A 12,752-nucleotide genomic window follows, 5' to 3' on the forward strand; every position below is an offset into this window, starting at 1 on the left:
ATGACTGAGAGCAACGGGTCCGCCGCACCCGAGCAGCACGAGGAGATGCCGGACTGGGAGAAGCGCTTCCGGGCGCCCCGGGTGTCACTGCCCGACTGGGCGGAGGACGCGCCGGACCGCTCCCTGTTCGTTTCCAACGCGACGGGGACGTACGAGCTGTACGCCTGGGACCGGGCCACGGGCGAGCAGCGCCAGGTGACCGACCGGGCGAACGGTACGACGGACGGCGTGCTCTCCCCGGACGGCGCGTGGATCTGGTGGTTCGACGACAAGGACGGCGACGAGTTCGGCGTCTGGCGCCGCCAGCCCTTCGGCGGCGGAGCCGACGAGCCGGCCACCCCGGGTCTGGACGCCTCCTACCCGGCGGGCCTGGCCCTCGGCCGCGACGGCCGTACGGCGGTGGTCGGCCGCTCCACGGACGAGGAGGGCACGACGATCCATGTGGCGCGGACCGGCGAACCCCCCTTCGAGCTGTACCGCCACCGCGAGTCGGCGGGCGTGGGCGACCTCTCCCACGACGGCTCCCTCATCGCCGTCGAGCACACCGAGCACGGCGACGCGATGCACTCCGCGCTGCGGGTGCTCCGCCCCGACGGCTCGACGGTCGCCGAACTGGACGACACCAAGGGCGGCGCCGAGGAACTGGGCCTGGAGGTGCTGGGCTTCGCCCCCGTCGACGGCGACACCCGGCTGCTGATCGGCCACCAGCGCCGCGGCCGCTGGGAACCCCTGGTCTGGGACGTGGCGACGGGCACGGAGACGGACCTGGACCTCGACCTGCCGGGCGACGTCAGCGCCGAGTGGTACCCGGACGGCTCGGGCCTGCTCATCGTGCACAGCTTCGAGGCCCGCAGCGAACTGTTCCGTTACGACCTGGCGGGCGCCGGCCTCGAGCGGATCCCGACCCCGCCGGGCACGGTCTCCGGGGCCACGGCCCGCCCGGACGGCAGCGTCGAGTACCTGTGGTCCTCCGCGGCCCGGCCGCCGGCGGTCCGCTCGACGACCGGCGAGGTGGTCCTGGACCCACCCGGCATGAAGTCCCCCGGTTCGGTCCCGGTGCAGGACGTGTGGGTGGAGGGCCCGGGCGGCCGCATCCACGCGCTGGTCCAGAAGCCCGCCGGCGCCACCGGTCCACTGCCCACGGTCTTCGACATCCACGGCGGCCCGACCTGGCACGACAGCGACTCCTTCGCGGCGGCCCCGGCGGCCTGGGTGGACCACGGCTACGCGGTCGTCCGGGTCAACTACCGCGGCTCAACGGGCTACGGCCGCGCCTGGACGGACGCCCTGAAGCACCGGGTGGGCCTGATCGAGCTCGAGGACATCGAGGCCGTGCGGGAATGGGCGGTGAGCTCGGGTCTCGCCGACCCCGCCCGGCTGATTCTCACCGGCGGCTCCTGGGGCGGCTACCTCACCCTCCTCGGCCTCGGCGTCCAGCCCGACGCGTGGGCCGTGGGCATCGCGGCCGTCCCCGTCGCCGACTACGTCACGGCCTACCACGACGAGATGGAGGCCCTGAAGGCGATGGACCGCACGCTGCTCGGCGGCACCCCGGAGGAGGTCCCCGAGCGCTTCGAGGCCTCGTCCCCGCTGACGTACGTCGACAAGGTGCGGGCGCCCGTCTACATCTCGGCCGGCGTGAACGACCCCCGCTGCCCCATCCGCCAGATCGACAACTACGTCAGGCGCCTGGAGGCCGGAGAAGCCGTCCACGAGGTGTACCGCTACGACGCGGGCCACGGCTCTCTGGTGGTCGACGAACGCATCAAGCAGGTAAGGCTGGAACTGGAGTTCGCGGAGCGGCACCTCCGGTAGGACGTGGGGGAGGGGGCGAAGGCCTCGCCCCCTCCCACCCCTACGTTCCCGGCCCCTCCTACCGCCTGCGCCGCAGCAACTCCGCCAGTCCCCGCCGGGTGGCGGCCAGCACCACCCGGTCCTCGCTCTTCAGGACATGCGTGTCCGAGAGGTCCCACACCAGCCCCTTCCCGCCCTGCCGCTCCCGCCCCGTGTCCAGCGCCAGCACCCGCCAGTACCCCGCCCGGAACGCCTCGCCCACCGTCTTGCCCTCCAACTGAGCATGCCCCCCGACCTGCAGAGCGGCGAACAGCAGCACCCGCCGCTCCACCGGAATGGCCCCCAGGATCTGCCGTCCCATCATCGCCCCGGCGAACGACGGCGCCGCGAGATGCGTCACGCTCCGGCTCCGGGTCAGCGCCTGCGGATGCGCGGCCCGCAGGGTGCGGTACACGGCGGTCGCGAAGTCGTCGTCGTACAGCCGCAGCACCACCCGCAGATCGGGCCGCAACGACCGCGCGTACAACGCGGCCTCCAGATTCGTCGTGTCGGAACTGGTCACCGCGAGCAGCGCATGCGCGCGGTGGATCTTCGCGGCCTCCAGCACTCCCTCCTGGGTGACGTCCCCCAGCACCACCGGCACCCGTAACCGCCGCGCCACCGCGAGCCCCCGCGCCTCGGGCCCCGCCTCGACGCACACCACGGGAATGTTCAGCTCACGTAGCCGCGTCAGTACCCGGGTGCCGATCTTCCCCAGCCCGAGCAGCACGACATGCCCGCCGAGACCACGGGACGGCCGGCGCAGCGACCCCGCCCCGCGGAACGTCCCGAGCGCCTCCAGCACCGCCGCCAGCAGCACCGGCAGCAACAGCAACCCCATGAGTCCGGAGAGGAGTTGCAGAACCTGACGTTCGGTGGTGGCCCCGACGGCCGGGTCGTTGATGGCGAACAGATCCAGCAGCGTCAGGTACAGCGCCCCCAGCGGATGGATGCCGGTCACCAGCCACAACGCCACCGCCAGCGCCAGCACACACCCGGCCAGCCCGGCCAGCGACCACCGCAGCCGCCGCGAGAACAGCGAGACGAACGGCGCCACGACCCCGGCCCCCCGCCCGGCGGGCAGCGCGGGCCCGGCGGAGTACGCGACCTGCTCCAGCACGACGGAGCCGCGCCTGCCGGACACGGCCGCCTCCCGTACGGCCGCCGCGTCGGGCAGCAGCAGCGGCCCCTGCTCGCCGCTGGTCTCGGAACCGTCCGCGAAGGCCGGGTCGCTGCCGTCCGCGGAGAGCAGCGCGAGCGTGGGCAGGCCCGGCGGGTCGGACTCCCCGGGGCCGGTCGGCGGCCGCTCCACCGCGCGCAGCAGCAGCCCGTCCGTCTGGACGACCTTGCTGGTGCCGACGACGGCCGTCGCGGCGAGCGCGGGGGCCGCGGTGTCGGCGTCGGACAGGACGGTGGTCGAGGCGTCACCGGGGTAGGCGTCGTGGGCGTCCCCCGTCGCTTCAGCGCTCTCGGCGGCCAACGCGGCTGCCTGGTCGAGGAGTTCCTCGATGTGCTGGCCCAACCGCCGGTTGTACAGCCGCAGGACGAGCCGAAGCCTCGGGTTGAGCCGGCGGGCGGTGAGGGCGGCACGGATGTTGGTCTCGTCGTCGTCGTACACGAGCGCCAGCGCGGCGGCCCGCTCCACACCGGCCTCGGCGAGCACGGCCTCGGTGGCCTCCAGCGCCTCCATGGTCCGCTGGCCGCCCACGGGTTCGCTCGGCGCGGTGGGCGCGCCGTTGCCCGCCGCCCGGTTGACGGCCGCGCTGACCACCCGGTCGAGCAGCGCCGCCGACACGGCCCGGGCCCGCCCCACGACCGGCGGCCGGATTGTCCGCTCGGCGGGCGGTACGACGAGCGTCACCTGCTCCTCGTAGACCCCCCGCAGCTCGGCGGCGAGCCGGTGTGCCAGACCGTCGTCGCCGCACACCACCATGTGCGCGCCGGCGCTGCCCGGCGGCCGACCCTGATTCGGAACGCTTGCCACGAGGGAGAAGACTGCCTCACCGGGACGCGAGGTTCCACGGATGAGGTGAACACGGGTGAACACCCCGTACGGAACCCCCGTATGAAAGGGGAGGGAATGCCAGAAACAGGCATCAGGGAGAACACGGAAGCCGGAGGTGCGCGACCCGTGGCCATCACCGGAGCGGCCCCGCAGGAGGAGGGCGCGCGCCAGGACCCACCGCAGGCACCGCCCACGCCGCCCGACGAGCCCGGGCGTCTCACCTCGCCCCTGGTCCTGACCATGCTGCTGCTCCTGATGGTGCTGCTGCAGAGCCCGATCCGCCGGGCGCTGTCCGCCCCGGTGATGCAGAGCTGGACGACGGTGTTCGTGGCGGTGGTGGTCCAGGCCCTGCCGTTCCTGGTGCTGGGCGTGCTGCTGTCGGCGGCGATCGCGGTCTACGTGCCGCCCTCCTTCTTCGCCCGCGCCCTGCCGTCCCGCCCCGGGCTCGCAGTCCCGGTCGCCGGGGTCGCGGGCGCGCTGCTGCCCGGCTGCGAGTGCGCGTCGGTCCCCGTGGCCGGCGCCCTGGTCCGCCGGGGCGTGACCCCGGCCGCGGCCCTCGCCTTCCTGCTCTCCGCCCCGGCGATCAACCCGATCGTGCTGACGGCGACCGCCGTGGCCTTCCCCCGCGACCCCGAGATGGTGCTGGCCCGTTTCGTCGCCAGTCTGCTCGTGGCCTGCGTGATGGGCTGGCTGTGGCAGCGGCTGGGCCGCACGGACTGGCTGCGCCTGCCGGCCCACGCGCCGCACGAGGGGGAGACGAAGGGGGCGGCGTTCTGGGACTCGGTGCGGCACGACGTGATGCACGCGGGCGGCTTCCTGGTCCTGGGCGCGATGGCGGCGGCGACCCTGAAGGCCGTCGCCCCGGCGAGCTGGCTGCGCACCGCGGCGGAGAACCCGGCGGTCGCCGTCCTGTCGCTGGCCGTCCTCGCGGTGGTCCTCTCCATCTGCTCGGAGGCGGACGCGTTCGTCGCCGCGTCCCTGACCCAGTTCTCCCTCACGGCCCGGCTCGCCTTCCTGGTGGTCGGCCCGATGATCGACCTCAAGCTGTTCGCGATGCAGGCGGGCACCTTCGGCCGGGGCTTCGCGCTGCGCTTCGCCCCGGCGACCTTCGTGCTGGCCATCGCGTCGGCGGTCCTGACGGGACGGGTACTGCTGTGAACCGACAGTCCCAGGCGGCCGTCCTCTTCCTCCTCGGCGCGGCCCTGCTGCACGCCGGCACCACCGACCTCTACCTCCGCTACGTCAAGGCGGGCCTGCGCCCACTCCTGCTGGCGTCCGGCGCGATCCTGATCGTCACGGCGCTGGCGACGGCGTGGTACGAGCGCCGGAGGGGCCGGCGGCAACGGGAGGAGGGCCACGAGGAGAACCGCGAGGAGAACCGCGAGGAGAACCGCGAGGAGGGCCACACCCACCCCGAACCCCGGGTCTCCTGGCTGCTGATCCTCCCCCTCCTGGCACTGATCCTGGTCGCCCCGCCGGCCCTCGGCTCGTACAGCGCGACCCGCACGGGCACGGCCCTCCAGGAGCCCCTCGCCTATCCGTCCCTCCCGGTCACGGACCCGCTGCCGCTGAGCGTCGTCGACTACGCGGGCCGGGCCGTCTACGACCACGGCCGCACCCTCACCGGCCGCGAGGTCCGCCTGACCGGCTTCGTGGCCCTGGACCACGACGGCACCCCCTACCTGGTCCGCATGGCGCTCAACTGCTGCGCCGCCGACGCCCAGCCCGTCAAGATCGGCCTGACCGGTGACATCCCCCCGGTCCTCCAGCCGGACACCTGGCTGACCGTCACCGGCACCTACACCCCGCGCACCCTCCGCGACCCGGTCAACAACGGCCCGATCCCCTTCATCAAGGTCACCACCGCCAAGCCGACCCCGACACCACGCGACCCCTACGACGAGTCCTGGAACAACTGAGGGTCCCCGGCCGCCGACGTTCGGTTCCGGGAACCGTCCCGCGACCCGAACTTCCCTTGCTACGGCCCGGTTACGGCTCCCTCAACCCCTGGTGGCCGGGCGGTGAGCGCCCCATGATGGGGACCATGACGGCGGCCTCGCGTGCCTTGACACAACTGTCGACCTGGCCGGACCTCACGGAGGTCCGGCCCAGCTGCGGCGCCGGCCGGGCGTTGCGCTCGGCCGGGGTCGAGATCGCGCACTTCCACTCCGACCGGAGTGTCGACCTGCATCTCACCGCCAAGGCGATCCGCCGGTTCGAGAAGGACCTGAGGCACTCCACCGCCATCCGGCTGCTGCCGGGATCGCCCTGGGTGACCGTCCACCTGGAGTGCGAGACGGACATCGACCTGCTGATGACGCTGGTCAGCGCCGCCCTCCAGGCCCACCAGAGGCACCCGGACGTGGACCCCGCCGCCCTCCCGCGCTGCAACGACCACCGGGAAGCGGCACTCACCCGCGAGAGTGTCGGCGGAATCTGAGGTCCTCCGTCGCGGGGGTGACCCGCCCGGGCCGGCCGCTCCCGCCGTCTGGTTAGCTGACGGTCCGTCAGCTATCGTCGCCCTACCGTGCCGATACGGAAGGGGCGAGCGCCATGGAGACCGACCCGGACCGTCCGACCCGTCCTCCCCGAAGCCCGCAGCCGCCTGGGGAACCCCGCTGGGTGGCGATGTTCCACGACCCGGCCTCGGCGTCCTGGCGACCGGCCGCGGAATCCCCCGACCGCACGCCCGTGCTGTACGCGATCGGTGAGATGACGCAGGTCAAACGGGCGCGGGGCGACGAGGTGACCGTCGCCCTGTGGGGACCGCGGAACGGCGAATGGCAGCGCTTCGACCCCTCCCCGGCCGCAACTCAGGCCGCAAGTCAGGCCGCGACCCAAGCCGTGCCCCCGGCCGCGTCCCCGGCTCGGGCCACGCCGGAGGCCGCACCCCGGCCGCCGGCCGACGGCACCGTGCGGCCCGGCCACGCCAGGCTCGCGGAACGTATGGAGGACCGCCGGCACCAGGTCCTCATGGCGGGCCTGAGCAAGGCCGGCCTCTACGACCTCGCGCCGGACGACGTGACGGCCGTCCGGACCCTGGTCGACCAGGTGGACGAGGCCACGCTGCGCCGGGTCGCGCACTGGATGGCCCTGGCCGGCGGGCCGGTTGACTGAACCGACCCGAGGGCAGACACGTCGTATGACGGTCTCCGTGAACCGCGAACTGTGTTACGGCTCCTACGAGTGCGCCTTCCGCGTGCCCTCCGTGTTCACCACGGCGGACGGTCTCGGAGCCGTCATACCGGGACGCGAGGACACGGATGACGACCCGGGGGTGCGGGAGACGGCCGAGCGCTGCCCGTCGCAGGCCATCGGACTCGGATAGTCCGGTCGACGCGGACGGTCGACGCGGACGGCCGTCAGGCGGTCGGCGGGCGGCTGTCGGGCCGCCGTCCGTCTTCCGCGGGGGCATCCGGGGCCGGGTAGCTCCAGCGGAAGGACTCCAGCGCGCGGGCCCTCGTCTCCACGACCGCCATGCGCGCCTCCCGTTCGGCGGGGTCGACATGTGCCGCCTGGCCTGTCACCTGACCGTCCCACTTCCGGTAGAACAGCCCGGTCCGCGCCGAGAACCAGCCGCGGCTCACCGAGTTGAGCGCCAGCAGGACACCGGTGTCCTCGGACGCCGGCAGGGCCATCCAGCCGCCCAGCGCGGCCAGAAGGTCCCGTCGTACGAAGAGGCTCGCGGGGTGGACCTGCGCGCGGAAGTCGTGCGTCTTCCAGTGGTCGAGTACGGCGCCCCGCTCGATGGGCCCCTCGGCGGGGTCGCCGGCGAAGCCGGCGGTGGAGCCGTCCGGCAGGAGGTCCAGAACGCTCGAGGTCGCCCAGCCGAGGCCCGGATCGCGTTCGAGGGCGGCCAGGTCGCGGGCCAGCACGCCGGTCGCGAGCCGGTCGTCGGCGTCCAGGACCTTCACGTACTCGCCCTCGGCGTGCGCGAGCGCGATCGTGCGGGCGACTCCGGGGCCGCCCGGACGCCCCTGCCGGAAGGTCACCCGGGCGTCCGCGGGAACGTACGGCGCGACCTCGCCCGTCGTGCCGTCCTCCTGTATCACCCAGTGCCATCCCCAGCCGGTGGGTAACTCCTGTGCACGCAGCGACTCGTAGGCCTCGGGCAGGTACCGCGCCGATGGGGCGTGGACGGCGGTGACGATGACGATGCGCCGGCACACGACGGCACTCACACCTTTCCGGACGGTGAAGGCTCGAATCCGTACTCAGGGCCCACCCGGGCGTGACGGGGCAGGAAAAGGCCCGGTCGCTGGCGACGGGGGATGCACCAGCGACCGGGCTATGGCCAAGGCTAACAAGGTCGCCGGGCCGGCGGGGGTCGACTTCTCAGCTGCCTCGCGGTTGTGATCGGGATCACTCTCCCGGCCCCGTCGCGCTCACTCTTCACACGGGGGTTCGTACGACAGCCGGGGCAGGTACTCGTGCCATTTGTCGGCCGTCAGCACGCCCCGCGTGGTCGCGCAGATACGGGTGATCGCCTGGTCGACGTCCAGGTCCCACAGCCGTACGGTGTCGGCGCCGCTGGAGACGCCGAGCATGTGGCTGTTGGGGCTGAAGGACAGGAAGTTGCCGGTCTTGGCGTTGGGGCTCATCGACTGCCCGATCGGGGACGCCCCGCCCGGGTCGGTCACGTTCCACAGCCGGATCGTGTTGTCGTTTCCGCCGCTGGCCAGGGTGTCGCCGTCCTGGCTGAAGGTCAGCGACACGACCGCCTCGGTGTGGCCGGTGAGGGGCGAGCCGCGCGGGGAGGCCTTCGCCGGGTCGGTCACGTCCCAGAGCCGTACGGTGTCGTCGTCGCTGCCGCTGGCAAGCGTCCGGCCGTCCGGGCTGTAGACGAGCGCGTTGACCGGCCCGGCGTGCCCGGTGAGCGGACGGCCCACCGCGGTGGTGTGCGGGGGGTCGGTCACGTCCCAGAGCCGTACGGTGTGGTCCGCGCCGCCGCTCGCGAGGGTGCGGCCGTCCGGGCTGAACGCCAGGGCGTTGACGAACCCCTTGTGCCCGGTCAGCGGGGCGCCGAGCGCGGCGGCGTGAGCGGGGTCGCTGACGTCCCACAGCTGGATGGTGCGGTCGTCGTACGCGGTCGCCAGCGTGCGCCCGTCCGGGGCGAAGGCCAGCGCGTCGGGGCCCAGGAACCGGGTGCGCAGCTCGACGGGCGGCCCCGCGGATACCGGCCGGGCCGGGTCGGTGACGTCCCACAGGTACACCTCCCGGTTGGCCGTCAGCACCGCGAGCGTCCGGCCGTCGGGCGAGAACGCGAGCATGCGCTCGCCGCTGTCGTCGGGCATGAAGGGCAGGCCCAGCGTGACGGGCCGGCCGGGGTCCGCCACGTTCCACAGCCGGACCCTGCCGTCGCGGGCGGCCGCGGCGAGCACCCGCCCGTCCGGCCGGAAGGCGCCGCTGCGGCCGATCATGTCCGCCGTCGGGACCGACCAGAGACGGACCTTGCTGTCGCCGTTGCCGGTGGCGAGGGTACGGCCGTCCGGACTGAAGCCGACGGCGTACATCTCGCCGCTGCCTCCCGCGAGCGGCTCGCCGACCTGCGAGGGGTACGCCGGGTCGCTGACGTTCCACAGGGTGGCCGTGCTGTCCGCGCTGCCGGCGGCGAGCATGGTCCCCGCGGGGTTGAAGGCCACCGACCACACGGGGCCGGTGTGCCCGGTCAGCGGGGCGCCGAGCTGGGCCGCCCGGCCGGGATCGGTCACGTCCCACAGCCGGATCGTGTCGTCCGCGCTGCCGCTGGCGAGGGTGTCGCCGTCGGGGCTGAAGTCCAGCGAGTGCACGGTGTCGGTGTGGCCCGTCAGGACCGTGTCGAGCCGCTTCGGCCTGCGCGGGTCGGCCGTGTCCCACAGCCGGATCGTGTTGTCGTCGCCGCCCGCCGCGAGGGTCCGGCCGTCGGGGCTGAACGCCACGGAACGCACGGCGGCGGAGTGGCCGGACAGCGTGGCGAGCGCAGTCGGCCTGCCCGGCCGCTCCCCCATGTCCCACAGACGTACGGTGTGGTCCTCGCCCGCGGAGGCCAGCGTCCGCCCGTCCGGACTGAAGGCGAGCAGGTAGATCGTGCCCGCGTGGCCGGTCAACGGCTTCCCTAGCGGGCGCGGGTGCGCGGGGTCCCGGACGTCCCACAGACGTATGGTGCCGTCGTCGCCCGCGCTGGCGAGGGTGTGGCCGTCCGGGCTGAACACAGCGCTGCTGACCCAGCTGGTGTGGCCGGTGAGCGGTTTGCCCAGACGCTTGGGACGGGACCGGTCGCCGACGTCCCACAGCCGGACGGTCCGGTCGTAGCTGGCGGTGGCCAGGACCTTGCCGTCCGGACTGAACGAGGTGAGGTAGACGGCGCCGGTGTGGCCGAGCAGCGGCGTGGCCAGCGGCGCGTTCACGATCGAGATCAGACGGTTGTTGGTGCCCGCGTCGTCCGGCCGCAGGTCGTGCGCCACCAGGTCGAGCTGCGCGGACAGCGACGGATCCGTGTACTGGACCCGGTCGGCCTCCGCGACCACCTGCTCGAACACGGCGTCGTTGCGCTGCTGCCAGGCGACCACGGCCGCGCCGACGGCGAGGATCGCCAGCACCACCAGCGTCGACACGGCACCCCGGCTGATCCACACGATGCGCCTGCGCAGCCTGACCGACGCGGCCAGGAACTCCACCGCGCTGCGGGTCAGGAAGGTGTCGCCGGCGGACTTCGCCCAGGTGTGCGCCTGCTCCAGCCGGGAACCCCGGTAGAGCAGCGCCGAGTCGCGGTTCGAACCCTCCCAGGACCGGCCGTCCTCCTCCAGCCGCTGACGCAGCAGATGGTCGCCGCGGTCCTCGTCGATCCAGTCACGCAGCCGGGGCCAGGCGTGCAGCAGCGCCTCATGGGTGATCTCGACGGTCTCCGCGTCGAGGGTCACGAGCCGGGCCCGCACGAGAGCCTCGAGCGACTCCTCCGTCTTGCCGGGATCGGCCGACTCCTCCGCCAGCTGCCGACGCGTGCCCCGCCGCCGGGTGGCCTGGGTGTCCTCGCCCAGCCTGACCAGCCGCAGCAGAAGCTGCCGGGCCGCCGTACGCGCCGCGGGGTCGAGCCCGGACCAGGCCCGCTCGGCGGTCGCCGCCACCGCGCCCTGGATACCGCCCGCCGCGCGGTAGCCGGCCAGCGTCAGCCGTCCCGACTTCCGGCGCTGCCAGGTGGCGAGCAGGGCGTGCGAGAGCAGGGGAAGCGCGCCCGCGTGCGCTCCGCGCGGACCGTCGGCACTCACCTCACGGATGATCAGCTCCGCCAGCCCGGGTTCGAGTTCGAGACCCACCGCCCTGGCCGGCCCGGTCACGGCTTCGCGCAGCTCGGGAGTGGTCAGCGGCCCCAGCACCATGTGCCGGTGCTGGAGCGCGTCGGAGAGCTCGGGATGTCTGAGGCACTCCTCGTAGAAGTCGGCACGGATACCGAGGACGACGAGGACGGGGGGCGGCGGCGGGGTGCCGGTGCCTCCGCCTCCGGTGCCGGTGCCGGTGGCGGTGCCGGTGGCGGGGGCGGCGGGTGTGCAGGCGGCGTGCAGCAGCTGGATGAAGAGGCGCCGGTTCGCCTCGTCGGTGCAGAGAGTGAAGGATTCCTCGAACTGGTCGACGATGATGACGGGGCGGACGGGGCGGACAGGCTGGAGGGGGAGAGCGCGCTGGCGGGGGACGGTGGGCTGGGTGGGGAGAGGGGCAAGGCCGGGGACCGCGGGGGAGGGGTCCGCGTCCCGCTGCGCCCAGGCCGTGACGGCCTCCCGCACGGCACGCGCGAAGCGAACGGTGCCGGGCTTTCCGGCAGTCGCCGCCGTTGTCGCCGGTGCTGTGGCCGGCGCTGTCGCTGTGGCCGTTAACGCGGTCGTGAAGGCGGCGAGCTCGGGGATACGGCTGGTCAGCTCGGCGAGCGGATCGGCGCCCGGCACGAACTGAAGGACCTTGGTGGCGTTCACCGAGGTGTCGGCGTCGGCCTTCGTCCCCCGGCTGCCGCTGTTCCGGTCGGCCGGCACACCGTTCTGGAGGGCCGGGACGAGACCGGCGCTGAGCAGCGAGGACTTGCCCGCCCCGGAGGCGCCGACCAGCATGACCAGGCCACCCGACCCCTCCGCCGAGCGAAGCTGGGCGACCAGGGCCTCCGTACTGCGCTCCCGGCCGAAGAACCACTGGGCGTCCTGCTCACGGTACGAGGCGAGCCCACGGTAGGGGCACACACCGCCCGGAACGCCCTGCGCCTCGGCCGCCGGCCGCTCGCCCTCCTCCTGCACGGAGGCGACGGGGACCTCGCCGACGACCGGATCGGCCACCGCCCGTTCCCACAGCCGCTGCCACTGGACGACGTCGTACAGACCGGCGGAGACCGGCGCGGGCCGTGCGCGCCGAGCCTCGGGTATCAGGACGTGCAGCACCGCGGCGAGGGCGGCGAACTGGGCGGGCACGTTCCGGGCCCGTCGCCAGTCGCTGATCCGCTGGGTGGAGACCCGGACGGGCCGCCCCCGTTCGTCGACCCGCTGGAGCCGGGCGACCGTCTCGGACACGCGCTTGAGGGGAGGGTTGCCGGCCTCCTTGTACAGCAGCGCGAGTCGTTCCGCGAAGGCCGTGCGTGCGCCCGAGTCGGAACTCAAGGCTTCCACCCCTAACTTCCCCCGCGCCTGCAATCCGGACCGGAAAATCCACTTTATATGGCTGACCTGCGGTTAAGTGGCTGACCGGTCATCAAATCCTCCTCGTTTCGGGTCTCAGCTGACAGGATCCGGTGGCAGAAGCGCAGCAACCGGGCGTAACGCGGGCGACCGCGCGCCCGGAGCGCCAACCACGCCGTCACGGCGTGGTCGACTCCGGCCGCACCGTTCCGCACCCGGGCGCACGAGGGGTGGGACCGGTGCCGAACGGTGGGGCGGCTGAAGGGGCACGGTGCGGACGCCGG

The 12,752-nt window shown here is 73.5% G+C and carries 9 protein-coding genes; 6 read left to right on the forward strand and 3 right to left on the reverse strand.

Annotation, left to right across the window (positions count from 1 at the left end):
• Positions 1 to 1,815 carry a prolyl oligopeptidase family serine peptidase gene (locus ACFWBB_RS24860; protein WP_385276523.1) on the forward strand — a complete coding sequence of 605 codons (1,815 nt, stop codon included), beginning with the start codon at positions 1 to 3 and terminating at the stop codon, positions 1,813 to 1,815.
• Positions 1,816 to 1,873: 58 nt separating this feature from the next.
• Here ACFWBB_RS24860 and ACFWBB_RS24865 read toward each other — a convergent pair whose 3' ends face one another.
• Entirely contained in the window at positions 1,874 to 3,766 is a 1,893-nt protein-coding gene (locus ACFWBB_RS24865) for an NAD-binding protein (protein ID WP_385276555.1), read from the reverse strand.
• Between the two features lie 198 nt (positions 3,767 to 3,964).
• Between ACFWBB_RS24865 and ACFWBB_RS24870 the strand changes: the two genes are divergently transcribed.
• From ACFWBB_RS24870 to ACFWBB_RS24890, 5 genes are all read left to right on the forward strand, one after another.
• The gene (locus ACFWBB_RS24870; RefSeq protein ID WP_385276526.1) at positions 3,965 to 4,996 is read left to right on the forward strand and encodes a permease; all 1,032 of its coding nucleotides are present in this window, start codon (positions 3,965 to 3,967) and stop codon (positions 4,994 to 4,996) included.
• Positions 4,993 to 5,757: a TIGR03943 family putative permease subunit gene (locus ACFWBB_RS24875; RefSeq protein ID WP_385276529.1), complete on the forward strand. Its 765-nt coding sequence runs from the start codon at positions 4,993 to 4,995 to the stop codon at positions 5,755 to 5,757. Before ACFWBB_RS24870 ends, ACFWBB_RS24875 begins: the two co-directional genes overlap by 4 nt.
• 125 nt (positions 5,758 to 5,882) lie before the next feature.
• Entirely contained in the window at positions 5,883 to 6,278 is a 396-nt protein-coding gene (locus ACFWBB_RS24880) for a luciferase family protein (protein ID WP_385276532.1), read from the forward strand.
• A gap of 188 nt (positions 6,279 to 6,466) precedes the next feature.
• Entirely contained in the window at positions 6,467 to 6,955 is a 489-nt protein-coding gene (locus tag ACFWBB_RS24885) for a hypothetical protein (RefSeq protein ID WP_385276558.1), read from the forward strand.
• A 25-nt stretch (positions 6,956 to 6,980) separates the two neighbouring features.
• A complete protein-coding gene (locus tag ACFWBB_RS24890) occupies positions 6,981 to 7,166 on the forward strand; it encodes a ferredoxin (protein ID WP_385276535.1) in 186 nt (61 codons plus the stop codon).
• A 34-nt stretch (positions 7,167 to 7,200) separates the two neighbouring features.
• On the opposite strand, the gene ACFWBB_RS24895 is transcribed toward ACFWBB_RS24890, so the two are convergent.
• On the reverse strand, positions 7,201 to 8,019 hold the full coding sequence (locus ACFWBB_RS24895) for a glycosyltransferase family 2 protein (protein ID WP_385276538.1): 819 nt from the start codon (positions 8,017 to 8,019) through the stop codon (positions 7,201 to 7,203).
• A 204-nt stretch (positions 8,020 to 8,223) separates the two neighbouring features.
• On the reverse strand, positions 8,224 to 12,459 hold the full coding sequence (locus tag ACFWBB_RS24900) for an AAA family ATPase (RefSeq protein ID WP_385276541.1): 4,236 nt from the start codon (positions 12,457 to 12,459) through the stop codon (positions 8,224 to 8,226).
• Positions 12,460 to 12,752 lie beyond the last annotated feature (293 nt).

The organism is Streptomyces sp. NPDC060000, from assembly GCF_042737375.1.
Lineage (GTDB): Bacteria > Actinomycetota > Actinomycetes > Streptomycetales > Streptomycetaceae > Streptomyces.